Source organism: Paraburkholderia sp. Cpub6, assembly GCF_014201065.1.
GTDB classification, from domain to species: Bacteria; Pseudomonadota; Gammaproteobacteria; order Burkholderiales; family Burkholderiaceae; genus Paraburkholderia; species Paraburkholderia tuberum.
Genome location: NZ_JACHDM010000006.1, coordinates 108203 through 132916 on the forward strand (window position 1 = coordinate 108203; position 24714 = coordinate 132916).

Genomic DNA, 24714 nt, shown 5'->3' on the forward strand with positions numbered 1-24714 from the left:
CCGCGACGGGGGGCATTACTGCGAAATCGCCTTGGCCGCTTCGACCTGACTTTCGAAGTAGGTCTGGAACGCGAGCGCGAGACCGGTCATCAGCAGAAACGCACCGATCAGCAGCGAAAAGATCACGACGAAAATGACCGTCCAGCCGGAGCGGCTTTTGCGTTGCGTGTGGGTGTTGAATTGCGCATTCCATTTCTGATCAGGACGCAGCCCGTAGACGAGCGCCGCCAGAAACGCGGCAAACAGCGAAACCGCGCCGATCGGCGCGAGCGCCCAGCCCAGGATCGACGCGCGCTCGGTCGCGACCAGCAGCATCACGCCGGGAATGCCGATCAGCGTGCCGAGTAGATGCGCCCAGCCGTAGATGTCTCGGGTGCCGTACAGATAGAAGCGGTGGGCGCCGAGGCTGCCGAACAGGAACGCCAACGCGGCGGTGAGCGTCTTGGATCTGAAGCGCGGGGAAGTCGAGGCAGCGGTGGGCATGAACGCGTGGGCAGAGTGACGGGCGGTCGAAAGGAGCGGCGCGCCGCGGGGGCGCGGGCCGACGCGCATTCTACGCCTGCGGCGCGCGGGTGGTCACGTGGAGGACGATCGCCCAGGCTGAAAGCGGGGTGGCGAGATGCGCCGGACCTGGCTCAAGGTGAGTGCAGCCGGGCATGCGTGCATCCGCGCGTTACGGCGCTGAATATGTGATGCGATAGATTGCGCCGGCGGTATCGTCGCTGATCAGTAGCGAACCGTCTGGCAGCGGCAACACGTCGGCGGGGCGGCCCCAGACCGATTCGCCGGGTTGTAGCCAGCCTTCGGCAAAGACCTGCTGGCGTGCGTGGCTGCCGTCAGGGTCGGTGATCACGCGCACGACGCGGTAGCCGACCTTCTTGCTGCGGTTCCACGAGCCGTGCTCGGCGATGAAGATATTGTTGCGGTAGTCGGCTGGAAACATCGGGCCGTCGTAGAAGCGCATGCCAAGCGCCGCCACGTGCGCGCCAAGCTTGACCACTGGCGGCGTGAATTCGCTGCACGGATGATCCTTGCCGAACTCGGGGTCGGGCGTGTCGCCGCCGTGACAGTACGGAAAGCCGAAGTTCATGCCGACTAGCGGCGCGCGGTTGAGCTTGTCGCTCGGAATATCGTCGCCGAGCAGGTCGCGACCGTTGTCGGTGAACCAAAGTTCGTGGGTGACCGGATGCCACGCGAAGCCGACCGAATTGCGGATGCCGCGCGCGACGACCTCGTAGTGGCTGCCGTCCGGGTTCATGCGGCCGATCATCGCAAAGCGGTCCGGATCTCTCTGGCAAATGTTGCACGGCGCGCCTTGCGGCACGTACAGCTTGCCATCCGGGCCGAACGCGATGAATTTCCAGCCGTGATGCGTGTCCGTCGGCAGCTTGTCGGTGACAACGACCGGTTTCGGCGGATCGTTCAGGTGCGAGTCGATCGCATCGAAGCGCACGATTTTCGACACGGCCGACACATACAGCGCGCCGTCGCGCCACGCGACGCCGGCGGGCATCTGCAGCCCGGACGCGATCACGTGGTGACTGGTCACGCGGCCGTTCCGCAGCTCGAGCGCATACACATGGCCATCGTCGCTGCCCACGTAGAGAATGCCCTTGGGCGACAACGTCATCGCGCGCGCGCTCGGCACCTCGTCCGACAACACTTCGATGTGAAAGCCCGGCGGCAGCTTGATTTTCTCGATGGGCAGCGCGGCGATTGCCGTCAACGCCTGCGCGGCGATAACCGCGGCCGCTACCGCACGTAGAAACCGGCTGCACGAGGTGCGCGAAAGTCCAGCAAAGCGTACGAAAAAGGCACAAAAGGCGAACGGAAACGGGAGTTTCGGCTGGCGTTGCACAGGCGCTCCTTCAGGCAATTCGGGCGTTTGAACGGGTTCTCGCACCTCTTGTAGAAGGTGGGTGCAGCCCGGTTCCGCAGTTCATCCCGGTAAGTGTTTGTTATGGCGTCGGTTTCCCGCTATAATCGCGTGTTTCAGTCGTTCCGAACCCCGGTTTTCAAGGATTCTAGTATGGTCATCATCCGCTTGGCTCGTGGCGGCTCCAAGAAGCGCCCGTTCTACAACATCGTCGCCACCGACTCGCGCAACCGTCGTGACGGCCGCTTCATCGAGCGCGTCGGTTTCTACAACCCGGTCGCTACGAAGGGCGAGTCCCTGCGTATCGCTCAGGATCGCCTGACGTACTGGCAAGGTGTTGGCGCGCAACTGTCGCCGACCGTCGAACGTCTCGTGAAGGAAGCGCAAAAGGCGCAGCCGGCTGCTTGATATGGCGGCCCGCAGGCGTATCGTCGTCGGTTCGGCCGGCGGCTCGCGCAACTCGCGTGAGCAGTCCGATGCGCAATTTGTTTTACTGAAGCAGACGCCAAAGCAGGCTGCGAAGTTGTTGTCGAGGTTATTCGATGTCTGTGCGTGATTCCGGCAGTTCTGGTAGCGTCAAGGCAGCTTCGCGCGCAAAGGCGTCTGGTCAGGCGTCGTTCGGTGCATTCGTCCGCAAGCCGGTCGAACGAACCGACGGCAAGGCGAAAGAGGCGCAAGCCAATGCCGCGAACGCCGATTTCGAAGCTGCAGAAATGCGCATCGAAACGGCGGCAAGCTGGCCGGCCGATGCGGTCGAAGTCGGCGCAATCGTTGACGCCTATGGTCTCAAAGGCTGGGTCAAGGTAGCCGCGCATGCGGATGCCGGGCAAGGCGGCGACGTCTTGCTGAGCGCGAAGCGCTGGTGGCTGCTGAAAGGCCAGGAGCGCAAATCGGCGCCGTCCTTGCAGGCCAAGACACATAGCGACAGCGTGGTCGCCCGGCTGGGTGGCGTCGCTGACCGCGATACGGCGTTGGCTTTGCGCGGTTCGCGCGTATACATCGGCCGTAGCGAATTTCCGGCGCTCGAAGCCGACGAATTCTACTGGGTCGATCTGATCGGCCTGGACGTGGTGAATCTCGCCGGGCTCAACCTCGGCAAAGTCGCCAGCATGATCGACAACGGCGCGCAGTCGGTGCTGCGCATCGAATATCCGGCTACCGACAAAAACGGCAAGCCGGTCGCAGGCGAGCGTTTGATCCCGTTCGTCGGCGTCTTTGTCAAAACGGTGGACCAGGCGGCAAAGCATATCGTCGTCGACTGGGAAGCTGACTATTGAAATCTATCGTTGAGCGGGGAGAGCGATGCAGTTCGATGTCGTGACGCTCTTTCCAGAAATGTTCCGCGCGCTGACTGACTGGGGTATCACCAGCCGGGCCGCGAAGCAGCAACGCTATGGGTTGCGTACGTGGAATCCGCGCGATTTCACGACCGACAACTACCGCACGATCGACGATCGCCCATACGGCGGCGGCCCCGGCATGGTTATGCTGGCCCGGCCGCTCGAAGACGCGATCAGTGCCGCGAAAGCGGCGCAGTCGGAGCAGGGCATCGGCGCGGCGCGCGTCGTGATGATGTCGCCGCAAGGCGCCACACTGAATCACGAGCGCGTGATGAAGTTCGCGGCCGAACCCGGTCTGATCCTGTTGTGCGGGCGCTACGAAGCGATCGACCAGCGTCTGCTGGACCGTGTAGTCGACGAAGAAGTAAGCCTTGGCGACTTCGTGCTGTCGGGCGGCGAGTTGCCCGCGATGGCGTTGATGGATGCGGTCGTGCGTCAGTTGCCTGGCGTGCTGAACGACTCACAGTCGGCGGTGCAGGATAGCTTCGTCGATGTGCTGCTCGATTGTCCGCACTACACGCGTCCCGAGGAATACGAGGGCGTGCGGGTGCCTGATGTGCTGCTCGGCGGCCATCATGCGGAAATCGAAGCGTGGCGGCGGCGCGAAGCATTGCGCAACACGTTGAACAAGCGGCCCGATCTGATCGTGAAGGCCAGAAAGAACAGAATGCTGAGCCGTGCCGACGAGGCGTGGCTCGCGAGTCTCGCGAAGGAAGAGCCGAAGGCCTGAGGCCCCGGTCTTCCGAGCGGACACAAGGCGGTGCCGTGCATGCGTGTGCGGTGCCAGATGTGAACCCATCCTCTATCGGGGCCGTAGCCCAACGCAGTAAGCGCGTGAGGCAGGTACGAACGCCGACAAGATGGATCTAGGAGTCAGTGATGAATCTGATTGCAAAACTCGAGCAGGAAGAAATCGCGCGCGTTCTCGGCGAAAAGACCATTCCGGATTTTGGTCCGGGCGATACGGTCATCGTCAGCGTGAACGTGGTTGAAGGCACGCGTAAGCGTGTGCAGGCTTACGAAGGCGTCGTGATCGCCAAGCGTAACCGTGGTCTGAATTCGTCGTTCATCGTCCGTAAGATTTCGTCGGGCGAAGGCGTCGAGCGTACGTTCCAGACGTATTCGCCGCTGCTGGCTAGCATCGTCGTCAAGCGTCGCGGCGATGTGCGTCGTGCGAAGCTGTACTATCTGCGCGAGCGTTCGGGCAAGTCGGCTCGAATCAAGGAAAAGCTGGTCTCGAAAGACCGCGCTGCTTCCCAAGCGTAAATGCTGTAAGAAAAAGCACCCCTCGCGGGTGCTTTTTTGTTGGCCAGGTCAAAATAGCGGCATGTCCACGCTCATCAGAGAGACCCGTTGATCCGCCCCGTCTTTGAGCCCGAAACTCTGCCTGTCATCGCGACAGGCGCCGATCTGCCACCGGTCGCGCGCGAGCGTCTGACGCCCGATGCACTGCGGGCGCGCTTTGATCGGCAGCTAGCCTGGACACCCGAGAAAATTGCCGATGCGCCGTGGCGCAATACCGACCTCGATCCGCGCGTGGCCGCGGTGCTGGTGCCGCTCGTCGTGCGCGCGCGTGGTCTTACCGTGTTGCTCACGCAGCGCGCGGACCATCTGAACGATCACGCCGGTCAGGTGAGTTTTCCCGGCGGCCGCCAGGAACCGTTCGACGCTGATGCGACTGCTACGGCTCTGCGCGAAGCGCGCGAAGAGGTGGGCCTCGATGCGTCGCGCGTCGAAGTTCTCGGCGCGTTGCCCGACTATCTCACTGGCACCGGCTTTCGCGTGTCGCCGGTCATCGCTCTTGTGCACCCGCCGTTCTCGCTGGAGATCGATACGCTCGAAGTGGCCGAGGTCTTCGAAGTGCCGCTCGCGTTCCTGATGGACCCGTCCAACCACGAAGAGCGCCTGTTCCGCTACGAGGGCGGAGAGCGCCGCTTCTTCGCGATGCCGTATCCGCGCGGCGAATTGACGGTGGCTCCGGAGGCCGCCGAGCAGCGCGGCGCGCACCACGCGCAGACGGTCACGCCAGCGGGCGTGCAAGGCGGCCATCATTTCATCTGGGGCGCGACGGCGGCGATGCTGCGCAACCTGTATCGGTTCCTCGCCGCATAAATTACGTGACTCGCATCGCCGCGTCGACGATGCACAGTTGCGCGAACGACGCACTTGTCGGCGCTTTGTCAGCATCCGCGTTCAGACTCATCCGACCCTGTGCTATCGTTATAAAACAATCGTAAAAAACTTAAAAAGCACGGCGCATCGCATGACTTTTTTCTCCGTATTGCTGGCTCTGATCATTGAACAGGTACGCGCGCTGTCGCCGAACAATCCGTTGTCCGCGTTGCTTCAATACCATGCGGAGTCGGCGGCGCACGGATTCGATGCTGGCAAGCAACGTCACGGTCTGCTCGCCTGGCTCGTCGTGGTGGTGCCCTGGACGCTCGCGGTCGCGCTCGTCTACTACGTGCTGTATCACATTCACTTCATGCTCGCGTTCCTGTGGAACGTCGTGGTGCTGTACTTCACGCTCGGCTTCCGGCAGTTCAGCCATTACTTCACCGACATCCATCTCGCGTTGAACAACGACGACGTGCCACGCGCGCGCGAAATTCTCAACGAATGGACGGGGCTCGAGACCGTCGACATGCCGGTCAGCGAGATCGTGCGTCACACGCTGATCCACGCGGTGGTCGCGTCGCATCGCCATGTGTTCGGCGTGTTCTTCTGGTTTCTGATTCCGGTCGGTCCCGCTGGCGCGGTGCTGTACCGTTGCGCGGAATATCTCGCGCGCGCATGGGCGCGGCCGGCCGACGACCGCACCGTCGCGTTTTCGAGCTTCGCGCAGCGCGCGTTCTTCGTGATCGACTGGGTGCCGGCGCGGCTGACGTCGCTGGGCTTTGCGATCGTCGGCAATTTCGAGGATGCGATTTACGCGTGGCGCAATCATGCGCGGCAGTGGCCCGATACGAACGACGGCGTGTTGCTCGCCGCGGGCAGCGGGGCGCTCGGCGCGCGCCTGGCCGGGCCACTCGCGGAGCCGTCGAGCCTCGACGCGCTTGCCACCGGCGACGGCGGTCCGATGCAGGTCGGCGACGACTGCACGCCGCGCACGCTGCAATCGGCAGTGGGGCTGGTGTGGCGTGCAGTCGTACTGTGGATGATCCTGCTGTTGATGCTGACCATCGCGGTGTGGCTCGCCTGAAGCGGCCAGGCCACGCGCGCAGCACAAGAAAAAGCCGGGCAATGCCCGGCTTCTTCAATTCCCGACTCCGCTTCACCCCTTCAACGGATCGCGCACAGTCCCGCATTGCCAGCACACGGTGAACTGCGCCTCGAGCACCTCGCCGCACTGCTGACAACGCCATGGAGGCGCGCCCGGCGCCGGTCCTCGCGAGGCCGCTTCGATCAGCCGCCGCGCGATCGCCTCATCGCGTTCATCGACGAGCCACAGCTCCGGCGCGCACTGGTCGGCCGGAATCTCGCCGAGCGCCCCGTTCAGATAGCGGTTGTGCAGCTCGCAAGCGATGCCCGCGGTCTCCAGCACGTTGACCCAATGCTGTCCGATGATCAGGTTCGGCGCGCGCATCAGTTTCATGTCAGCGGATAATCTGGCTCGCCTCGTGCACGAGCTGCGCATAAAGCGCATGCCGTTCGCGGCGGATACGCCCGTCGGCGACGGCTTCGAGGATCGCGCAGCCAGGCTCGTGCAAATGATGGCAGTTATAGAAACGGCAGTTTGGCAGTAGCGGCCGGAATTCGGGGAACGCGCGTTCGAGCCGGCCTTCGGTCAGGTGATGCAGGCCGAATTCCTGAAAGCCCGGCGAGTCGATCAGCGCGCCGGCCGCGCCGTTGACGCCATTCACGCCGGTCGTGCCCTCCGACTGCGGCAGGGGATAAAGACGCGTGAACGTTGTGGTATGGCGCCCGCTGTTCAGCGCGGTCGAGATCTCGCGCGTCGCGACTTCGGCATCGGGAATCAGCAGGTTCACGAGTGTCGATTTGCCCATGCCGGACTGGCCGAGCAGCAGCGTCGCGTGGCCATGCAGATGTTCGGTCAGCGTGGCGCGTGCCGCCTCGGGCTGCATCCGGATCGACGCTTCGAGCACCGGATAGCCGAGCGCGCGATACGGCTCGAGCCGCTTGCGCGCGCCGTCCAGAGCATCGGTGACGTCGATCTTGTTCAGCACGATCAGCGGCTTCAATTCGTTCGCCTCGGCGGCGACGAGCGCGCGGCCGAGCAGATCCTCGCTGAAATGCGGCTCGGTGGCGAGCACGATCAGCAACTGGTCGAGGTTCGCGGCGAACAGCTTCGACTTGTACTGATCCGAGCGATACAGCAGATTGCGCCGCTCGCCGATCTCGACGATCACGCCTTGATTCGCCGAGGTCGGCTCATAGATCACGCGATCGCCGACCGCGACCTCGCTGCGCTTGCCGCGTGGGAAACATTGCAGCAACGCGCCGCCGTCTTCAGGAGCGACCAGATAGTGGCGGCCGTGCGCGGCCACCACGAGGCCGCCCGTGCGCCCGCCGTGCATGCCGGATGCGGTGGCCGACGCGCCGCGCGACGCCTTCTTCGGAGCGCGGCCGCTCATGCGTGCTGCAGCAGTCGGTCGATCCGCTGCGAGGCCGGCGGATGCGAATAGTAGAACGCGGTGTAGATCGGATCGGGCGTCAGCGTCGACGCGTTGTCCTCGTACAGCTTGACGAGCGCGTTGACGAGATCGTGCGCGTCGGTTTGCGTCGCCGCGAACGCGTCGGCTTCGAACTCGTGCTTGCGCGAGCTGAGACTGCCAAGCGGCGTGACGAAGAACATGAACACGGGCAGCGCGAGGAAGAACAGCACGAGCGCGAGTCCGCTATTGCCGCCGACGAGCGACGGCCGCACGCCGAGCCCTTCGTAGAACCACACGCATTGCGTCAGCCAGCCGAGCAGCGCGAGCATCGCGAGGCTGATCGCGAACGTGACCAGCATGCGCTTCATCACGTGACGACGCTTGAAGTGGCCGAGCTCGTGCGCGAGCACCGCCTCGATCTCGCGGCCCGACAGGCGCGCGAGCAGCGTGTCGAAAAACACGATGCGCTTGCTCGCGCCGAAGCCGGTGAAGTACGCGTTGCCGTGCGCCGAACGGCGGCTGCCGTCCATCACGAACAGGCCCTTCGCGGCGAAGCCGCAGCGCTTCATCAGCGCCTCGATGCGGGTCACGAGCGCTTCATCCTTCAGCGGCTCGAACTTGTTGAAGAGCGGCGCGATGAAGGTCGGGAAAATCAGCAGGCCGAACATCTGGAACGCGACCCACACGACCCATGCCCACAGCCACCACAGGTTGCCCGCGCGGTTCATCAGCCACAGCACGACGAACAACAACGGCAGGCCGAACGCGATGCCGAGCAGCGCGCCCTTCAGGCGGTCGAAAAAGAACAGGCTTTTGCTCATGCGATTGAAGCCGAAGCGTTGCTCGACGACGAACTGCCGGTAGTAATCGAACGGCAGGTCGATCGCGCTCGTGATCGCGATCACAGCGGCAACCAGCGCGATCTGACCGACGTAGCCGCGGCCGAGCCAGTCGGAGATCGCGAGATCGAGCATCTGCACGCCGCCGAGCAGCGTGAGCCAGATCAGCACGGCCGCGGCGACGACGATCTCGACCATCGCGAGCCGCGTGCGCTCGACCGTGTAGTCGGCCGCGCGCTGATGCGCGGTGAGCGCGATGGTGTTCGCGAACTGGCTCGGCACCCGTTCGCGATGCGCGACGACGAAGCGGATCTGCCGCGACGCGAGCCAGAGTTTGGTGCCGACCATCGCAACGACGGCGACGACGAACAGGGCGGTGAAGTACAGGGTAGGCATCCGGGGATTCCGTGGTATCTATGCGAGAATTATATGTTTCTTCCCGCCTTGCGGCGGAGATACGGTTTAACGCGACGGTTCAACGCAAGAGCTCCGGGTAGGAGTTCAGGGCGGCGCTTTGGCGCGGCCGGCCCGGCTCGAACCGCGCGAATCGATTTCAAACGAACACATGCCGCGCCGCGCGGGTTTCCAGCTAAGCCCGCCGCGCGGCCCTCAGGGTTGCCTTCATGACTGACATCCTCGCATCCACCGAACAGCCGCCGCTCGTGCGCAGCGACATGAATCTCGTCTGGCTGGACATGGAAATGACCGGGCTCGAGCCCGACACCGACCGCATCATCGAGATCGCGGTGGTGGTGACGAATTCGACGCTCGACAGGATGGTCGAAGGTCCGGTGCTCGCGATTCATCAGAGCGATGAAACGCTCGCGAAGATGGACGCGTGGAACCAGAACACGCATGGCCGCTCGGGGCTGATCGATCGCGTGAAGGCGTCGACGGTCAGCGAGGCCGACGCGACCGCGCAAATCCGCGAGTTCCTCGGCCAGTACGTGCCGCCCGGCAAGTCGCCGATGTGCGGCAACTCGATCTGCCAGGACCGCCGCTTCATGGCGCGCTGGATGCCGGATCTGGAGAGCTTCTTCCACTACCGCAACCTCGACGTGAGCACGCTGAAGGAGCTGTGCCGGCGCTGGCAGCCGGTCATCTACAAGGGCTTCCAGAAGCGCGCGATGCACACGGCGCTGGCCGATATCCACGAGTCGATCGACGAGCTGAAGTACTACCGCGAGCATTTCCTCGTGCCGTCGGCGCCGGACGCCGCCGCGAGCGCTCAGTAAAGCGCGGGCTTGCACGGGCAGGCCCCGAACCTCGAACCTCAGTCTTGCCGCGGCGCGCGTTGCGCGCTTTTCGGCCGGAACGCCTTGACCACGTCGACGTTCGTTTCTACGTAAGGGCCGCCGATCAGGTCGATGCAGTACGGCACCGCCGCGAAAATCCCTGGCACCTTGACCTTGCCGTCATCGCGCAGGCCTTCCAGCGTTTCCCTGATCGATTTCGGCTGGCCGGGCAGGTTGATGATCAGCGCGCCGTGTCGTTCGGTTTCGCGGATCACCGCGACCTGGCGCGACAGGATCGCGGTCGGTACGAAATTCAGGCTGATCTGTCGCATCTGCTCGCCGAAGCCGGGCATCTCCCTGGTCGCGACAGCGAGCGTCGCCTCGGGCGTCACGTCGCGGCGCGACGGTCCGGTGCCCCCGGTCGTCAGCACCAGATCGCAGCCCACTTCGTCGACCAGCTCGATCAGCGTCGCCGAGATGGTCGGCGCGTCGTCGGCGATCAGCCGCGTGACCACCTGCCATGGCGAGCTCAAGGCCGCGCCGAGCCACTCCTGCAGCGCCGGAATGCCCTTGTCCTCGTACACGCCCGTCGACGCGCGGTCGCTGATCGACACGAGGCCGATCAAGATTTCGTCGGGGTGCTGACGTTGCTTACGTTGATCAGGCGTCGCGGTCGTCATCGTCGTCTTCCGCGGCGAGGTTGGGGTCGTGCGCGTCTTGCGCTTCGTCGTCGGTGCCGGCCGCGCTCTTGATCCACTGGAACAACTCGCGGAAGTAGCGCGGCGGCTTGCTCTGCTCCGCTTCCTTGCGCGCGTTGCGGATCAGCGTGCGGCCCTGCTGCGGGTCGGCGCTCGGGTGCTGGCGGATGAACTCGGTCAGCGCGGCGTCGTCGGCCAGCAGCTTTTCGCGGGTGCGCTCGATCCAATGGAGCTTCGCCGTCTCCGACTTGTTGATGCCCTTGAAGGTGTCGAGCGCGGTGCGCAGCGCGGCGGTTTCGGTGTCGAGCAGCGAGCGCATCACGCGGCCGACGTACTGGATCTGGCGGCGCTTGCCTTCGTGGTCGGTGATGCGGCGCGCTTCGCGCACGGCTTCGTCGAGCTTTTCGGGCATCGGCATGCGCTTGAGCGCGTCTTTCGGCAGCGCGACGAGTTCCAAGCCCAGATCCTGCAGCGCCTGCATTTCGCGCTTGACCTGAGACTTGCTCGGACGATCGTAGCCGTTTTCGTCGACTTCCGTGACGACGGATTCGATCGGTTGAATGCGGGTTTTGCGTGTCATGCCGGTATTGTAACTTGCCGCGCCGGCCCGACCCGCGGCGGCGCGTACCTTGCTATGATCGCGGGATGTATTTATCCCGCACCCGCGCGCCCGCGCCGAATACGGTGCGCATATCCGGGCCGCGCGGCCCCAACAGGACGGCAACCACAATGGCAGCAGACATGGACGTCAAGCAGCGCTTTTTTCCGCATACCCAGGATGAGCTGAAGGAAATCGCCTCGGACATCCTTCGTCACGCGAAGGCGCTCGGCGGCACCGACGCCGCGACCGAAATCTCCGAAGGCGACGGCCTGTCCGTCTCGGTACGGCGCGGCGAAGTCGAGACGATCGAGCACAACCGCGACAAGATGGTCGGCGTGACGGTGTTCATCGGCAACAAACGCGGTAACGCGAGCACCTCGGACTTCTCGCCGCAGGCATTGAAGGACACGGTCGCGGCCGCCTACAACATCGCGCGCTTCACCGCCGAAGACAATTGCGCGGGCCTCGCCGAAGCGGAGCTGCTCGAAACCGCGCCGCGCGACCTCGATCTGTACCACCCGTGGAATCTGTCCGCCGACGAAGCGGTCGAAATCGCGCGCCGCGCCGAAGACGCCGCGTTCGCGACCGATCCGCAGATCAAGAACTCGGAAGGCGCGAGCGTGTCGGCACAGCACTCGCAGTTCGTGCTGGCGACCTCGCGCGGCTTCCTCGCCGGCTATCCGTATTCGCGCCACTACGTCGCGTGCGCGCCGATCGCCGGCAGCGGCCGCAACATGCAGCGCGACGACTGGTACACGTCGACGCGCAGCGCCGACGAACTCGCCGATCCCGAAGCGGTCGGTCGTTACGCGGCGCAGCGCGCGCTCGCGCGCATCGGCGCGCGCGGCCTCGACACGCGCAAGGTGCCGGTGCTGTTCGAGGCGCCGCTCGCGGCGGGCCTGCTCGGCGCATTCGTGCAGGCGACGAGCGGCGGCGCGCTGTATCGCAAGACTTCGTTTCTGGTCGACAGCCTCGGCAAGCCGGTGTTCGCGCCGCACGTGCAGGTGGTCGAAGACCCGCACGTCGCGCGCGCGATGGGCAGCGCGCCGTTCGACGAGGAAGGCGTGCGCACGCGCCAGCGCCCGGTCGTGAAGGACGGCGTCGTCGAGGGCTACTTCCTGTCCACCTACTCGGCGCGCAAGCTCGGCATGAAGACGACCGGCAACGCGGGCGGCTCGCACAACCTGTCGCTGCTCAGTTCGAACACGCGCCCCGAGGACGACTTCGAGGCGATGCTGAAGAAGCTCGGCACGGGTCTGCTGCTGACCGAACTGATGGGGCAGGGCGTCAATTACGTGACCGGCGACTACTCGCGCGGCGCGTCGGGTTTCTGGGTCGAGAACGGCAAGATCCAGTATCCGGTCGAGGAAATCACGGTCGCGAGCACGCTGCAGGAGATGTTCCGCCATATCGTCGCGATCGGCGCGGATACGATCACGCGCGGCACCAAGCAGACCGGCTCGGTGCTGATCGAGCGGATGACGATCGCGGGGCAGTAAGCCGCACGGCGCGTTCCAACGCAGCCCCGTATCAAACGAAAACGCCACGCAACTGAACGTTGCGTGGCGTTTTTTATCGCTTGCGCGGCGCGCGCCGTCAGACGTCCTTGCGCTGATACGTGACGAATGCGTAATCGAAGTCGTTGGGCGCATTCGAGTGATGCGCTTCGCGCGCGATTTCTTCCCACACCTGCGGGTCGATCGCGGGGAAGGTCGCGTCGCCGGCGAAGTCGGCGGCGATTTCGGTGACGATCAGCTTGTCCGCATGGCGCAGCCCTTCGTCGTAGAGCTCTGCGCCGCCGATCAGAAACGCCTGCGGCGCCTGGTCCTGCGCGGCGAGCGCGAGCGCTTCGTCGAGATTGGTCGCGGTGTCGCAGCCCTGAAAGCGCCGCGAGGCATCGCGCGTGACGACTATGTTGCGGCGTCCCGGCAGTGGCCGGCCGATCGATTCATGCGTTTTGCGGCCCATGATGATGGGCGCGCCCATCGTCGTGCGCTTGAAGAATTTGAGGTCTTCGGGCAGTCGCCAGGGTAACTGGTTGTCTCGGCCGATCACGCCGTTGCTGGCGCGAGCGACGATCAGGGTGAGCGTCGTCATCGAATGGAAAGAGGAGGGTAACCGGGCGATTCTACCCGAGCCGTCGATCCACACCGACGCGTACCCGCCGCTCACGCCCGCGCCGGCCCGTTCGCGGGGAGCGCTCCCTTGCCGTCGGCGCTGCCCGGTTCGCGCAAGCCGTGCACGCCCATCAGCCGATACAGCGTCACGCGGGAAATGTTCAGATCCACCGCCGCCTCGTTCAACCGGTGCCGATGGCGCAGCAGCGCGGCCTCGATCGCGCGCTTCTCGGCAGCCTCGCGCGCCTGCGTGAGCGTCATGCTTTCCTGCCCGGTGTAGCCCGCGAGGTCGAGGTCGTCGGCCGAGATCAGCTTGTTCTCGGCCATCACGATCGCGCGGCGCACGCGGTTGATCAGCTCGCGCACGTTGCCGGGCCAGTTGTAGTTGTAGAGCGCCTCGATCGCCGACGGCGTGAAGCCGCGAATCTTGCGCGCGTTGTCGGTCTTGAACTTGTGCAGCATGTGGTACGCGAGAATCTCGATGTCGCGCCCCCGCGCGCGCAGCGGCGGCTCATCGACGCGCAGCACGCACAGGCGATGAAACAGATCCGCACGGAACTGGCCCTCGCGCATCGCGCCGTCGAGATCGACGTGGGTCGCCGAGATGATGCGCACGTCGACCGGAATCGATTCGCGTCCGCCGAGCCGCTCGATCTTGCCTTCCTGCAGAAAGCGCAGCAGGCTCGCCTGGCTTTCGAGCGGCAGATCGCCGATCTCGTCGAGAAACAGCGTGCCGCCGTCTGCCGCCTCGACGCGGCCGATCTTGCGCTGATTCGCGCCGGTAAAGGCGCCGCGCTCGTAGCCGAACAGTTCGGATTGAAGAAGATGATGCGGGATCGCGCCGCAGTTGATCGGCGTGAAAGGCGCCTTGCGGCGCGGCGAGCGCTCGTGGATCGCGAGCGCGGTCAGCTCCTTGCCAGTGCCCGACTCGCCCGCGATGAACACGCTCGCGTCGGTGTTCGCGACCTTGCGGATCGTGCGAAAAAGCTGTTGCATCGCCTCGCAGGTGCCGACCATCTCCTCGTCGCCCGCTTCGCTGACGGGCGGCGGAAGTTCCGGGTCGCACAGCGCGACCATGCCGAACGCGTGGCCGGCCAGATAGTCGATCGTCGCGTGCACGACGGGCAGCTTCACGAAGTCGAAGCAGTAGTGGCGCACGAGGCGTCGCACGAGCGGATCGTCGAGCCGCTCGTTGGTCGCCAGCGCGATCCAGCCGATCTGCTGCTGACGCAGGCTCGCCTCGAGCCCGCCGATGTCGCGCGGCGCGAAGCTCGCCAGATCGACGATCCCCGCGCATGCGATGTCAGGTTTCACGAGCCGCCCGAGTTCGTGCGCCGAGCGCGCCGCCGCGACCTGCCAGCCGCGGCTTTGCAGATGCGCGATCAGCGTTTCGTCGGGCGTGCGCGCGACGTACAGCAACTGTCGCTCGACGCCGCGCACCGCGGCGCTCGCCGGGCCGCCGGCTTCGTTGCTTGCCGGTGGGAGAACGCCCGGCGCCGCCGCGGACCCAGCGGACGACACGGCGGCGCGCTGCTTCGGCACCGCGAGCGACAGATGCGATCCCGCTGCCGCGACGGAAGCCACACTGTTCAGATGAGGTGATTCACGCACGTTCGACCTCGTATCGTTGGCACGTCAGAAGGTGTACGGAAAGCGCATGCCGACCACGAAGTTCGGCGCGTCGGGTGTGAGTCCGATCGATACCGAGCCGTTGATGGTCAGATGCTTGTTCACGACGTGGTTCAGGCCAAAATTCATCGCCGCGGCCGTGGTTTCGCTGCCCGGCACCTTCTGATAGCTGCCGCCCGGCGACTTGGTCTGCGACGCGGGTTCGAGCGCCATCGTGAACGACACGCTGGCCGAATCCTTGTCGGAGAACGCGAGCGCGACGCCTCCGCCGAACTGCACGATGTCGCCGAGCTTGACCGTCGCCGGTTCGGTTTGTCCCTGCACCGACGAGATGTCCGCGAACGAACGCGCAAGGTTGTAGGTATAGGAAACGCTGCCGAACAGCACGACCGGGTCGTAGGTCTTCAGCACCGACAGACCCGCCGTGATGTTCCAGAAGCCGGTGCCGGTCGGCAGTCTGGTCGGCGCGACGAGGTTGGTGTTGTCCGCGTCGAGCTGCACGACTTTTTCGCCGAACGGCGAGCTGCCGGTCGGCGCCTTCACGCGCAGACTGCCGACCACGTCCGGCAAGGCATTGGTTTCCCTGACGAACTGGTAGTAGATGCCGAAGTTCACGTCGCCGATGTCGTGACTCGACACCGTCGCGTCCGACAGCGTGCTCGCCGCGCCGCCCGCGCCGCCGACGATGAAGGTGCTGCGCCGATACACGTACGGCACGTCGACGTCGACATTGATGCGGTCGGACACGCCGTAGCGCGTGTCGAGGTCCGCCATCACCTGGTGCGACTTGGTCTGGCCGAGGTTGATGTTGCCGAGGAAAATCGCGTCGAGCGCGAGGAAGCCCGACAACTGCAACTGGCGACGGTCGTAGTAGGTGTCGCTGATACCGAAGTCCATCGTCAGCTTGTGGTCGAAGAGCGGCGCATGCTCGCGTTGCACGACCGCCTGCTCGGCCTGGGTGCGCACCGGTTCGTTCGCGCGCTGGGTCCGGCCGACCGCGCCGCTGCCGTCGGTGGCGGCGGGCAGGCCGCCGGCGCTGGCGTTGCCTGCATTGCTGCCGTCCGGCGTCGGGGGATTGACCGGCACGCCGGTCGCGGTGCCGGTGGTGCCCGCCGGCGCGGGCGCGCCGGGCGCGATCTGCGCGAGCGGCGGCAGCGGCACCGGCAGGCCGTCGGCGCCGGGCTGCTCGGCCACCGTGTCGCTGCCCGCGGGGGCGCCGGCGCCCGGCACGCCGCGTCCGCGCTGCGCCATTTCGAGTTCGGTGACCTGTCGTTCGAGCGAATGGATCTGCCGCTGCTGCTGGTCGACGACGCGCATCAGCGTGTTCAGACGGTCCTCCACGGATTGACCGGCGAGCGCCTGCGCGCTCGCCGACTGAGAAAGAGCCCACAGCATGACGGCGGCCGGAATGGCCGCGAGAGCCATGCGCGGTGCCCTGGTCGATGACACTTTTTTCATTTTTGCTCCCCCGGTGGTCCGGCCGCGCGGTGCTGACTGCGCGGCCGTTTCTTTACTGCTTGTGCTGCAAACTGGCGGGTGGCGGCCCGCTTCGCTATCTCCTGTTTCGCAGTGCCTGCAGTACGCCTAACTGACGAAGCATCGAAGGCGACATCTGCTGCGTTTGCAGATGCAGTTGCAGGGCGTTGGCGACTTGCTGGTTATTGCCTGCAATCTGCAGCAATTGGGCAATCTGCCCGTTGCTCGGCGCGATGGTCTGGGTGGCGAGCCCAGCGGGTGTCTGCAGCGCCACGTTCACGCCGTTGCTGCCGAACGAAATGCCGGCTTTCACGGAGCCGGTCGAATTGCTGGCCGATGCCGACGGCGCGTTGGCGGAGCCCGTCAGCGTCACGGCGCTGTTGTTGAAGTCGATTAGCGCGGAGTTGGTGCCGCTGTTTCGATCGCCCGCGACCTGGGTGACCTGCGACACGCCATTGACGCCGACGCTCTGGCCGCCGCGCGCCTGGGCATTCGGGTTGGCGCCCGAATCGCCTGGATGGCCGTGCGCGCCGCCGCTCACGCTGGCGAACGTGCTGACGGAGCTCGTGAGCTGGCCGCCGCCGTTCTGCACCGCGCTCAGCGATCCCTGGGCGAGCGCGCTCGCGCCGTTGGGCAACTGCCATTGCGAAATGACGTTCAGCACGAAGCCGGAGATCATCGTCGCGCCGGCGTATTTGCCGGTCTGGGTCGCGAGCACGTCGTCGCCGACGAGTTGCACCCGCAGGGGCGCGGCGGCTGGCTCGGGCGGTATCGAAAGTTCGGGAGCCGGTGGCGAGGCGGCGCCCTCCGAAGCGTGGGCGAGGCCGCCTGCGCCGCAGGCGACGGCGCAGAGCACGAACCCAAGCTGTGTGAAGTGTGACTTCATGGCGGGATCAGAACATGTCTGCCTTGTTCAAGCCGTACTCGAAAAAGGGAGTCGCGGCGGTGCCGGCTGCCAGCGCAGCGGCGCGCAGCTTCAGCGCGAGCGACTCGTTGTCCTGCAACAGTGGTGAATCCTCCCTGAAGGGTTTGCCGAGGACCGCGAACACGAGACCGTTCCAGGTCTTCGCGAAGTCCTCTTCGAGCACGATGCGATTGCCGAGCGCCGGATCCGCGATGAACACGCGGCCGTCCTGCGCATGCTTGACGATCACGAAATGCTCGTAGCCGTCGATGTTCATCAGGACCATCACGGGGATCTGAAGATGGTGGAGCGCTTCGACGTTGACGCGAAAGCCGCGGCCGCGCAGTCCGATGGTCTCGACGAAGTGCTTCATGTCGAGCATCGAGAAGCCGTTCTTGACGACGACTTCGGGGGTTGAAAAGACCATCATCCGGCGAATCAGTTCGGTTTCCGGAATATCGATGCCGTAGCCGTACTTGAGGAGGGTGGCGAGCGCCGCCGCGCCGCAGCTGTAATCGAATTGCTGATTGACGATGTGGTTGTAGCGCAGGTCCTTCATCGAACGGACCGTCTTCGTCAACGGCACGCCGGCGAACGTGGACGAGTCGATGCTCGACTGTGCGGCGGCGTGATCCGCGCACAGCACGCACCCTGCCAGCGCTACGGCGAACGGTAGCGCCGGGAACCCCTTGAACCCGGTCATGCTGGTCTCCTGCCCGATCCGCGCCGGCAGCTTCGATGGCTGCCGGCGCGCCCCTCCGACTGCTTTGTGCTTCTTCTGCCTGCCCGCGCTCGCCGCGTCGTCGGCTTACTTGCCGCTGTTCAGCGCCGCGATGGCGAGGCCGTTGTGCTGCAAGTTGCCCGCGCCGCCGGCGATGTTCACGCCGATGTTTCCGGAGGCGCCTTTCAGCGTATCGGCACCCAGACTCGCGGTGCCCTGGAATTGCCCGTGGACGGCCATCGTCGCGGATTGCGAGTTGTCGTCCGTCGCATCCATCGCGGTGGTCAGCGCCTTGCCCGGCGAGGTCGTCGTCACGGCGCCGGCAAGCGCGTTGTCCTGCGCGTTGCCGATACCGGAAGCGATGTTCACACCGACGTTGCCCGTCACACCCGACAGCGACCCGTTGCCGACCGACGCGTTCAGATTGAAGTTGTGGATCGTTGCGCTGCCGCCCGAGGACTGCACGTTGAAGGCCTGCGCGTTGCCGAACACGTTGCCGACGTCGACCGAGGCGAGCGACACGTCGTTGCTCTGCGCGTTGTCGATGCCTTCCGCGATGTTGATGCCGAGGTTGCCCGACACGTTGCTGGCTGCGTTGGTGCCGGTGGTTGCATTCAGCGTGGCGGCAGCTTCGTTGTTGATGTGCTGCGTGATCGAGCCGCGCGTCGTCACGTCGGTCGTCGACATGCCTGCGTCGATGCCCCAGGCGGCGCCATACGAGTCGCTCGACGACGAGCGGCTGCGCGAGTAGCCCGACGATTGCTCGCCGACCATCGCATAGCCGGAGCCTTCGCTCGCCCTGAAGCCCCATGAACGGCTTTGCCCGGACGCTTCGCTCGCTTCGAAGCCGCCGGCGACGCCCGACGAGTTCGCGTAGCTCGATTCGCGATAACCGGCCTGCAGGCCGCCGCGGGCGCTGAACGAGCCGCTGCCGTGCGAGAACGTGTTGTGGTCCTGATAGCTGTAGCTGCCGCCGAACGAGCCGCCGGCCGACAGATGGCCGCCCGAGTTCTGACTTGTGTGCGAGAAGCTGCCCGCGATGCCGGCTGCCTGCTGGCTGGTTTCATAGCCGCCGCTCGTCACGCTCGCGCTCTGGCTGCCGTACGCATAGCCGCCGGAGGCTTCGAAGCCCTGCGAGCCCGAGCTCGACGACGTATGGTTTTGCGTCGTGAACGCGAATGCCGAGCCGCCGCCCCTGACCGACGTTCTGCTGTTGTTCAGGGTCGTGGTCACGTTGCCGCTGGTGTAGGTCTGCGCCTGTGGATCGAGCGTCGCATTCACGTTGACGGTCTGATTGTTGTTGATCACCGCGTTAGCCGTGCTGGAGACATGCACGCAGCCAAACAGTCCGACCAGACCTTCGACGCCGACCATCTCGCCGACGACCGTCGTATTGAACAGGTAGGCCTTCTGCGGCGCGGCAAGCACGCTGCCGGACGCGGCAACGAGAACGGCCGTGGCAATAAGAGTGCGCTTCATGATTCGCTCCGATACTTAAGTGTGGTCAGTTAAAAAAAGTGCCCGCCGGGGGACGGAGCACAAAACTGTTTGCCGTGGCATTACCGGCGCCGGCTGCCTGGTTGATTTGCACGATTCCGTTCGCGTTGCGCAAGGCATCGCTGGAAATGCTTGCCTCGCGCACGCCGTGAATCGCGTTCGACTGCCCCGGACTGCCGTTTTTCGGGGCCGTCGCGGATAGCTCCCCATCCGAGACGGTCTCGACTCCGAGCGCCGCAGTCCCGATCTGGGTGCTGTTGCGCTGCAGATTCCCTGCTCCGGCCGACTGGTTCACCAGCACCGCGCCGGATGTGTTCGAAAACGCATTGGCTTCGATCGACGCTTGCGCGCGCGGCACGTTCGCGGCCACCGACGCGCTTTGCACGCTCGCGTTCGCGTTGCCGACCGCGGCGCCGTTCGTCACCGTGATCTGGTTGGCCTGCGCGTTGTCGAGGCCAGCCGTTTCGTTGACCATGAGCGCGCCCGTCGCGCCCATGCCCGCGCCGGTGCCGATCGTCGCGATGGCACCGACGATGGGCACCGCTTGCGCCTGCGCGTGAGCCGCGCCGGCGACGAACGCAGCGACGCCCATGCACAGGCACGCGCAGACGCGCAGGGCCGGGCGTGCCGCAGCGATTTGCAGCGAGCGCAGCGAGGGGCGCAGGGGTGTGCTCATTTCAGACCTCCGAGCGTGCCGCCGAGCACGTTCGATAGCGGCGCGAGCGCGCCCGTCACCGACGAGCTGATCGTGCCTCCGACGCCCGTCGCCGGTCCGCCGATGCCGCCCGAGTTCAGCGGGATCGTGTTGCCGGTCGCCTTGCCGGAGAGGATCTGCGTGACGGCCTGCATGCCGGTGCCGCCGAGTACGCCGCCGGCGGCGACGCCGTTCGAGCCGTGCGCGTTCGTCAGATCGGTGTCGCCGACGAGCGTCGCGATCGTCGGATCGAACGAGTTGGCCGGGAACGTGGTGGCGCGCACGGCGACCGGGTCCTGGTCGCGCGGCACGGGAACGAACGCATCGCGCGGCGTGACGCTGCGCTCGACGACGAGGTCGCCCGGATTGGCAACCTGCTCGGCATAGGCATGGCTCGTGAAGCAGGCGGTGACGAGGACGCTGGCGAGAAGGGCGGTGCCGGCCGAAGCGGCGCGCGGCAAGACGGGAGCGTTGCTGAACGACGCCGCCGGCAGCCCGAGGGCGTGCGGCGTCTGCTGGTTCGTACTCATGTCCCGGTCCCTTCTCTCTTGTTGCCTGTGTCCCGCCGTCGTGGGGCGCGTCACTGCTCGCGCGGCCACCGGTCCTGCATTGCCTGGTTATTTGCCGTCTGTTCGTGGCTTCGTCCTGCTTACTTGCGCTGGTATGTCGCGACGTTGCCCTGGGCGGCGCGCGCGGCATCGACGGGCACCGGCAGCGGCGAGGGTGGCGCGATCTCGTCCCACAACGTCACCTGGTTGCCGCCGCTTTGCATCAACCGGGGCGTCGCGGCGACCATCAACATGCCGACCGCGCCGCCGCGTTGCCGTGACAGCATCTGGTCGTCGAGCGAAATATCGTTCATGGATGCAGCATCGGCAGCCGGGGTCGACGGGTTGGCGGCAATCTGGCTGTCGTCCTCAGCGGCAACCGGCGTGGTGGCTTGCAGGCTGGCGGAGGCGGGGTCGGCGGCATCGCTGGAATCCGTCAGCGTGGCGAATCGTGCCGGGGCGGCTTGCGCTGTCGGAGTGCCGGCACTCGCCGGCAGGGCGCTGAACGCGAGAGCTGCGCAGATCGCGAAGTATGGTGCGCGGCGGCTTATCAGATCGATGCGGAATGCGAGTCGCATGAAGTGTCTCCCTGGTGCACGCCAATTAGCGAAACGTGTGCCATCGCTCGCAATCCATTGATACGTCTGGCGCCAACCAGCGCAAACACGACTAATGCGTTCCAAATCGGGAAAAAACGTTGCAGCCCTGAAACGGATCAGCAGAAAATACCTGTAATTCGTTAATCCGCGAGGTACGAAATACTGTCGCGAGAACGCCACGAAAAGCGCTTCCACTAATGTTTTATTTGTCGGCTGAATAAATCGCGATCGGCCGCTAAGCCTTGATGGGCAACGGGTCAATCGATTAAATTCGCATAATTGTTTTCCAAGCGGCGCGCGTATAGTAAGCTCTCGAAAACAGCTTCAGATTTAAAAAAGGCCCATATCGGGCCGTCTCGAACACACACGCCGCTTTCTTGGGGATCAGCTGTCCGCACGGAATGGAATGGCCGTTCGGGTTTTGCGATTCGCGAATCCTGGACGAGTCAGCGTGTCTGAACCGCAATTTCAGGTGCATGCGTCGTCCTTAACGTTCGTTGACGAGAGGATCTGAATAATGGAACCCGCAACGCGGCAACTGATTTACGTTTCGCGTGACCCGAGCGCGGAACTGAATACGCGTTTTATGCAGCGTGGCTGGCATGTCGAAGTCGTGGGATCGGCGCGCGATGCGCGCCGGGCAGTGCGCACCGGCTCGGCTGCTGGCGGCCTGCTCGATCTGTCCAGTGATTTCCAGCCGCACGAAATCGCCGCTTTTGAATCCTGTTTGACCATGCCGAACGTCGGCTGGGTCGCTGCCACTACACCTGGCCAACTCCGGGACGCCGCGTTGCGCCGGCTCGTGCGCGACTACTGTTTCGATTACGTGACGGTGCCGTCTTCGGGCGACCGTATTGTCGACTCGGTCGGTCATGCGTACGGCATGATCTCGCTGAGCGAAACGGCGTCGCACGACGGCTCGCAAAGCGCCGAGGGCGAGATGGTCGGCTCGTGCGACGCGATGCTCGCGCTGTTCCGCTCGATCCGCAAGGTCGCGATGACCGACGCGCCCGTGTTCATCTCCGGCGAATCGGGTACCGGCAAGGAGCTGACGGCAGTCGCCATTCATGAACGCTCGGCTCGGCGCAACGCGCCGTTCGTGCCGATCAATTGCGGTGCGATCCCGCCGCATCTTCTGCAATCGGAGCTGTTCGGCTACGAGCGCGGTGCGTTCACCGGCGCGAACCAGCGCAAGATCGGCCGGGTTGAGGCGGCCAACGGCGGCACGCTGTTTCTCGACGAAATCGGTGATCTACCGCTCGAAAGCCAGGCGAGCCTGTTGCGCTTCCTGCAGGAGCGCAAGGTCGAGCGGCTCGGCGGCCATAGCGCGATCGACGTCGACGTGCGCATCATTTCGGCCACGCACGTGGACATGACCGCGGCGATGATCGAAGGGCGCTTCCGTTCCGACCTCTATCACCGCCTCTGCGTGCTGCAGATCGACGAGCCGCCGCTGCGCGCGCGCGGCAAGGACATCGAACTGCTCGCGCGGCACATGCTCGAACGTTTCAAGAAGGATGCGAGCCGCCGCCTGCGTGGCTTCGCGCCCGACGCGATCGCCGCGCTGCATAACTACGGCTGGCCCGGCAACGTTCGCGAACTGATCAATCGGGTGCGGCGCGCGATCGTGATGTCGGAGGGACGCGCGATCACCGCGCGCGACCTCGAACTTGCCGAATACGTCGAGATCGTGCCGGTGTCGCTCGCGCAGGCGCGCGAAGCGGCCGAGCGTCAGGCGATCGAGCTTGCGTTGCTGCGGCATCGCGGGCGGCTCGGAGACGCGGCGCAGGAACTTGGCATCTCGCGAGTAACGCTGTACCGGCTGCTGTGCTCACACGGCATGCGTCATATGGAAGCCGAGCCGATGGCGCCGCCGCACGGCGATTTGCCGGCGTCGGTGCAGCATCTGTAGGCGGCGGGCGAGCGGCGAGACGGGCGACGTGGCATGTGAAGGGCTGGCGCGTCGCCGGGGGTCTCGGGCTGTGCCGGTTCGGACGGATTGAATGTGCCTTCCGGGCGCAGCGACGCCAGCCGGCAAGCGTCGTGTCGAAGCACTTTTGCATGCACGTGTTTGCCGCCCGTATATCGCGTACCGCGGTGTTTTCCTTTCCGTCTGATATTTCCCTCGATATTCCCCATGCGGCGCGCCATGCCCCGGCGGCGTGCGGTCGCGCTTGTTAGAATCGGGTTTTGCTCAATTCCGTGTGCGCGCCTGATCGGGTTCGCGCCGCGCCGAAGGAAACTGCATGAAACAATACCTGGACCTCGTCCGTACGATTCTCGACACCGGCACGTGGCAGGAAAACCGCACCGGCATCCGCACCATCAGCATGCCCGGCGCGATGCTGCGCTTCGATCTGCAACAAGGCTTTCCAGCGGTCACGACGAAGAAGCTCGCGTTCAAGTCGGCGATCGGCGAGTTGGTCGGGTTTCTGCGTGCTTCGCGCAGCGCCGCGGATTTCCGCGAGCTCGGCTGCAAGGTGTGGGACGGGAACGCGAATCAGAACGCGCAGTGGCTCGCCAATCCGTATCGCGAGGGCCCGGATGATCTCGGTGATGTCTACGGCGTGCAATGGCGCAAGTGGCCGGCCTACAAGGTGCTCGACGCCAGCGCGAGTGCGCAGCTCGCTGACGCGCAGGCGCGCGGTTTTCGCGTGATCACGCAGTTCGACGAAGAAGGCCGCTCGAAGGTGCTGCTTTACAAGGCGATCGACCAGCTGCGCCAGTGTCTCGACACGATCATGCAGAACCCCGCCGATCGACGCATTCTGTTCCATGCCTGGAACCCAGCCGTGCTCGACCAGATCGCTCTACCGGCTTGCCATCTGCTGTACCAGTTTCTGCCGAACGTTACGCGCCGCGAAATTTCGCTGTGCCTGTATATCCGCAGCAACGACGTCGGGCTTGGCACGCCCTTCAATCTGACCGAGGGCGCGGCGCTGCTGCATCTGGTCGGACGGCTGACGGGCTATACGCCGCGCTGGTTCAGCTATTTCATCGGCGATGCGCATATCTACGAGAATCAGCTCGATATGCTGCACCAGCAGCTCGAGCGCGAGCCGTACGAGAGTCCGCGGCTCGCGATTTCCGATCGCGTGCCCGACTACGCGAAGACCGGCGTGTACGAGCCGGAATGGCTCGAGACGATCGAGCCTGCGGATTTCTCTCTGGTCGGCTATCGGCATCACGAGCCGCTGACGGCGCCGATGGCGATCTGATGTCGACGGGAGCGGGGCGGTAGCGCTCGCCCTCGTCGTCGTCGAATAACAGAAGCCCCGCGATGGTTTGCATCGCGGGGCTTTATTGTTGCCGGGACGGCAGGCG

General features: G+C 65.0%; 26 protein-coding genes. 10 read left to right on the forward strand and 16 right to left on the reverse strand.

What is annotated here, in order from left to right; translation table 11 throughout:
* Nucleotides 1–15 precede the first annotated feature (15 nt).
* A complete protein-coding gene (locus HDG33_RS13385; RefSeq protein WP_184027774.1) occupies nucleotides 16–483 on the reverse strand; it encodes an NINE protein in 468 nt (155 codons plus the stop codon).
* A gap of 190 nt (nucleotides 484–673) precedes the next feature.
* On the reverse strand, nucleotides 674–1858 hold the full coding sequence (locus HDG33_RS13390) for a sorbosone dehydrogenase family protein (RefSeq protein ID WP_184027783.1): 1185 nt from the start codon (nucleotides 1856–1858) through the stop codon (nucleotides 674–676).
* Nucleotides 1859–2029: 171 nt separating this feature from the next.
* Between HDG33_RS13390 and rpsP the strand changes: the two genes are divergently transcribed.
* The 6 genes from rpsP (at nucleotide 2030) to HDG33_RS13420 (ending at nucleotide 6418) form a co-directional block, all read left to right on the forward strand.
* Nucleotides 2030–2284: a 30S ribosomal protein S16 gene (gene rpsP, locus HDG33_RS13395; protein WP_006050280.1), complete on the forward strand. Its 255-nt coding sequence runs from the start codon at nucleotides 2030–2032 to the stop codon at nucleotides 2282–2284.
* Nucleotides 2285–2418: 134 nt separating this feature from the next.
* Nucleotides 2419–3153: a ribosome maturation factor RimM gene (gene rimM / locus HDG33_RS13400; RefSeq protein WP_184027791.1), complete on the forward strand. Its 735-nt coding sequence runs from the start codon at nucleotides 2419–2421 to the stop codon at nucleotides 3151–3153.
* 25 nt (nucleotides 3154–3178) lie between these two features.
* Nucleotides 3179–3946: a tRNA (guanosine(37)-N1)-methyltransferase TrmD gene (trmD, locus tag HDG33_RS13405; protein WP_184027806.1), complete on the forward strand. Its 768-nt coding sequence runs from the start codon at nucleotides 3179–3181 to the stop codon at nucleotides 3944–3946.
* Between the two features lie 149 nt (nucleotides 3947–4095).
* Nucleotides 4096–4482, forward strand: a complete 387-nt coding sequence (gene rplS / locus HDG33_RS13410) for a 50S ribosomal protein L19 (protein ID WP_013090115.1) — start codon at nucleotides 4096–4098, stop codon at nucleotides 4480–4482.
* An 87-nt stretch (nucleotides 4483–4569) separates the two neighbouring features.
* Nucleotides 4570–5328, forward strand: a complete 759-nt coding sequence (locus HDG33_RS13415) for a CoA pyrophosphatase (protein WP_184027809.1) — start codon at nucleotides 4570–4572, stop codon at nucleotides 5326–5328.
* Nucleotides 5329–5479: 151 nt separating this feature from the next.
* Nucleotides 5480–6418 (forward strand): CobD/CbiB family protein, encoded by a 939-nt coding sequence (locus tag HDG33_RS13420; protein WP_090801273.1) that lies wholly within the window; start codon nucleotides 5480–5482, stop codon nucleotides 6416–6418.
* Nucleotides 6419–6490: 72 nt separating this feature from the next.
* On the opposite strand, the gene HDG33_RS13425 is transcribed toward HDG33_RS13420, so the two are convergent.
* The 3 genes from HDG33_RS13425 to HDG33_RS13435 are packed head-to-tail and all read right to left on the reverse strand — an operon-like array spanning nucleotide 6491 to nucleotide 9067.
* A complete protein-coding gene (locus HDG33_RS13425) occupies nucleotides 6491–6811 on the reverse strand; it encodes a DUF2007 domain-containing protein (protein ID WP_184027812.1) in 321 nt (106 codons plus the stop codon).
* 1 nt (nucleotide 6812) lies between these two features.
* Entirely contained in the window at nucleotides 6813–7811 is a 999-nt protein-coding gene (gene rsgA, locus HDG33_RS13430; RefSeq protein ID WP_184027815.1) for a ribosome small subunit-dependent GTPase A, read from the reverse strand.
* Nucleotides 7808–9067 (reverse strand): M48 family metallopeptidase, encoded by a 1260-nt coding sequence (locus HDG33_RS13435; protein ID WP_184027818.1) that lies wholly within the window; start codon nucleotides 9065–9067, stop codon nucleotides 7808–7810. Before HDG33_RS13435 ends, rsgA begins: the two co-directional genes overlap by 4 nt.
* Nucleotides 9068–9294: 227 nt before the next feature.
* Here HDG33_RS13435 and orn point away from each other — a divergent pair, with 227 nt between their 5' ends.
* Nucleotides 9295–9906: an oligoribonuclease gene (gene orn / locus HDG33_RS13440; protein ID WP_090801266.1), complete on the forward strand. Its 612-nt coding sequence runs from the start codon at nucleotides 9295–9297 to the stop codon at nucleotides 9904–9906.
* Between the two features lie 38 nt (nucleotides 9907–9944).
* On the opposite strand, the gene mog is transcribed toward orn, so the two are convergent.
* Together mog and yjgA are read right to left on the reverse strand one after the other, a co-directional pair.
* Nucleotides 9945–10586 carry a molybdopterin adenylyltransferase gene (mog, locus tag HDG33_RS13445; RefSeq protein WP_184027820.1) on the reverse strand — a complete coding sequence of 214 codons (642 nt, stop codon included), beginning with the start codon at nucleotides 10584–10586 and terminating at the stop codon, nucleotides 9945–9947.
* Complete coding sequence (gene yjgA / locus HDG33_RS13450; protein ID WP_184027823.1) at nucleotides 10567–11184, reverse strand: ribosome biogenesis factor YjgA; 618 nt, start codon at nucleotides 11182–11184, stop codon at nucleotides 10567–10569. The genes mog and yjgA overlap by 20 nt, the downstream gene beginning before the upstream one ends.
* A gap of 149 nt (nucleotides 11185–11333) precedes the next feature.
* On the opposite strand from yjgA, the gene pmbA reads away from it, so the two are divergent.
* The gene (gene pmbA, locus HDG33_RS13455; protein ID WP_184027826.1) at nucleotides 11334–12704 is read left to right on the forward strand and encodes a metalloprotease PmbA; all 1371 of its coding nucleotides are present in this window, start codon (nucleotides 11334–11336) and stop codon (nucleotides 12702–12704) included.
* Between the two features lie 97 nt (nucleotides 12705–12801).
* Here pmbA and HDG33_RS13460 read toward each other — a convergent pair whose 3' ends face one another.
* The 9 genes from HDG33_RS13460 to HDG33_RS13500 form a co-directional block, all read right to left on the reverse strand.
* Nucleotides 12802–13302: a dihydrofolate reductase gene (locus tag HDG33_RS13460; RefSeq protein WP_176105414.1), complete on the reverse strand. Its 501-nt coding sequence runs from the start codon at nucleotides 13300–13302 to the stop codon at nucleotides 12802–12804.
* 71 nt (nucleotides 13303–13373) lie between these two features.
* The gene (locus tag HDG33_RS13465; RefSeq protein ID WP_184027829.1) at nucleotides 13374–14933 is read right to left on the reverse strand and encodes a sigma-54 dependent transcriptional regulator; all 1560 of its coding nucleotides are present in this window, start codon (nucleotides 14931–14933) and stop codon (nucleotides 13374–13376) included.
* 24 nt (nucleotides 14934–14957) lie between these two features.
* Complete coding sequence (locus tag HDG33_RS13470) at nucleotides 14958–16409, reverse strand: hypothetical protein (protein WP_184027832.1); 1452 nt, start codon at nucleotides 16407–16409, stop codon at nucleotides 14958–14960.
* A gap of 94 nt (nucleotides 16410–16503) precedes the next feature.
* A complete protein-coding gene (locus tag HDG33_RS13475) occupies nucleotides 16504–17313 on the reverse strand; it encodes a peptidase C39 (RefSeq protein WP_184027836.1) in 810 nt (269 codons plus the stop codon).
* Between the two features lie 7 nt (nucleotides 17314–17320).
* The gene (locus tag HDG33_RS13480) at nucleotides 17321–18034 is read right to left on the reverse strand and encodes a C39 family peptidase (protein ID WP_184027839.1); all 714 of its coding nucleotides are present in this window, start codon (nucleotides 18032–18034) and stop codon (nucleotides 17321–17323) included.
* A 105-nt stretch (nucleotides 18035–18139) separates the two neighbouring features.
* Nucleotides 18140–19531, reverse strand: coding sequence for a hypothetical protein (locus HDG33_RS13485; protein ID WP_184027842.1), 1392 nt, complete (start codon nucleotides 19529–19531; stop codon nucleotides 18140–18142).
* 25 nt (nucleotides 19532–19556) lie between these two features.
* Entirely contained in the window at nucleotides 19557–20225 is a 669-nt protein-coding gene (locus HDG33_RS13490) for a hypothetical protein (RefSeq protein ID WP_184027845.1), read from the reverse strand.
* Entirely contained in the window at nucleotides 20222–20773 is a 552-nt protein-coding gene (locus tag HDG33_RS13495) for a hypothetical protein (protein ID WP_184027849.1), read from the reverse strand. The genes HDG33_RS13490 and HDG33_RS13495 overlap by 4 nt, the downstream gene beginning before the upstream one ends.
* Nucleotides 20774–20892: 119 nt before the next feature.
* Entirely contained in the window at nucleotides 20893–21369 is a 477-nt protein-coding gene (locus HDG33_RS13500; RefSeq protein WP_184028743.1) for a hypothetical protein, read from the reverse strand.
* Nucleotides 21370–21907: 538 nt separating this feature from the next.
* On the opposite strand from HDG33_RS13500, the gene HDG33_RS13505 reads away from it, so the two are divergent.
* The gene (locus tag HDG33_RS13505) at nucleotides 21908–23302 is read left to right on the forward strand and encodes a sigma-54 dependent transcriptional regulator (RefSeq protein WP_184027852.1); all 1395 of its coding nucleotides are present in this window, start codon (nucleotides 21908–21910) and stop codon (nucleotides 23300–23302) included.
* Between the two features lie 334 nt (nucleotides 23303–23636).
* A complete protein-coding gene (locus tag HDG33_RS13510; RefSeq protein WP_090801238.1) occupies nucleotides 23637–24608 on the forward strand; it encodes a thymidylate synthase in 972 nt (323 codons plus the stop codon).
* Nucleotides 24609–24714 lie beyond the last annotated feature (106 nt).

Coding starts and splice junctions, on each gene's coding strand:
- HDG33_RS13385 (WP_184027774.1), bottom strand. CDS start 483: ATGCCCACCGCTGCCTCGACTTCCCCGCGCTTCAGATCCAAGACGCTC.
- rpsP (WP_006050280.1), top strand. CDS start 2,030: ATGGTCATCATCCGCTTGGCTCGTGGCGGCTCCAAGAAGCGCCCGTTC.
- rimM (WP_184027791.1), top strand. CDS start 2,419: ATGTCTGTGCGTGATTCCGGCAGTTCTGGTAGCGTCAAGGCAGCTTCG.
- trmD (WP_184027806.1), top strand. CDS start 3,179: ATGCAGTTCGATGTCGTGACGCTCTTTCCAGAAATGTTCCGCGCGCTG.
- rplS (WP_013090115.1), top strand. CDS start 4,096: ATGAATCTGATTGCAAAACTCGAGCAGGAAGAAATCGCGCGCGTTCTC.
- HDG33_RS13420 (WP_090801273.1), top strand. CDS start 5,480: ATGACTTTTTTCTCCGTATTGCTGGCTCTGATCATTGAACAGGTACGC.
- HDG33_RS13425 (WP_184027812.1), bottom strand. CDS start 6,811: ATGAAACTGATGCGCGCGCCGAACCTGATCATCGGACAGCATTGGGTC.
- rsgA (WP_184027815.1), bottom strand. CDS start 7,811: ATGAGCGGCCGCGCTCCGAAGAAGGCGTCGCGCGGCGCGTCGGCCACC.
- HDG33_RS13435 (WP_184027818.1), bottom strand. CDS start 9,067: ATGCCTACCCTGTACTTCACCGCCCTGTTCGTCGTCGCCGTCGTTGCG.
- orn (WP_090801266.1), top strand. CDS start 9,295: ATGACTGACATCCTCGCATCCACCGAACAGCCGCCGCTCGTGCGCAGC.
- mog (WP_184027820.1), bottom strand. CDS start 10,586: ATGACGACCGCGACGCCTGATCAACGTAAGCAACGTCAGCACCCCGAC.
- yjgA (WP_184027823.1), bottom strand. CDS start 11,184: ATGACACGCAAAACCCGCATTCAACCGATCGAATCCGTCGTCACGGAA.
- pmbA (WP_184027826.1), top strand. CDS start 11,334: ATGGCAGCAGACATGGACGTCAAGCAGCGCTTTTTTCCGCATACCCAG.
- HDG33_RS13460 (WP_176105414.1), bottom strand. CDS start 13,302: ATGACGACGCTCACCCTGATCGTCGCTCGCGCCAGCAACGGCGTGATC.
- HDG33_RS13470 (WP_184027832.1), bottom strand. CDS start 16,409: ATGAAAAAAGTGTCATCGACCAGGGCACCGCGCATGGCTCTCGCGGCC.
- HDG33_RS13475 (WP_184027836.1), bottom strand. CDS start 17,313: ATGAAGTCACACTTCACACAGCTTGGGTTCGTGCTCTGCGCCGTCGCC.
- HDG33_RS13480 (WP_184027839.1), bottom strand. CDS start 18,034: ATGACCGGGTTCAAGGGGTTCCCGGCGCTACCGTTCGCCGTAGCGCTG.
- HDG33_RS13485 (WP_184027842.1), bottom strand. CDS start 19,531: ATGAAGCGCACTCTTATTGCCACGGCCGTTCTCGTTGCCGCGTCCGGC.
- HDG33_RS13490 (WP_184027845.1), bottom strand. CDS start 20,225: ATGAGCACACCCCTGCGCCCCTCGCTGCGCTCGCTGCAAATCGCTGCG.
- HDG33_RS13495 (WP_184027849.1), bottom strand. CDS start 20,773: ATGAGTACGAACCAGCAGACGCCGCACGCCCTCGGGCTGCCGGCGGCG.
- HDG33_RS13500 (WP_184028743.1), bottom strand. CDS start 21,369: ATGCGACTCGCATTCCGCATCGATCTGATAAGCCGCCGCGCACCATAC.
- HDG33_RS13505 (WP_184027852.1), top strand. CDS start 21,908: ATGGAACCCGCAACGCGGCAACTGATTTACGTTTCGCGTGACCCGAGC.
- HDG33_RS13510 (WP_090801238.1), top strand. CDS start 23,637: ATGAAACAATACCTGGACCTCGTCCGTACGATTCTCGACACCGGCACG.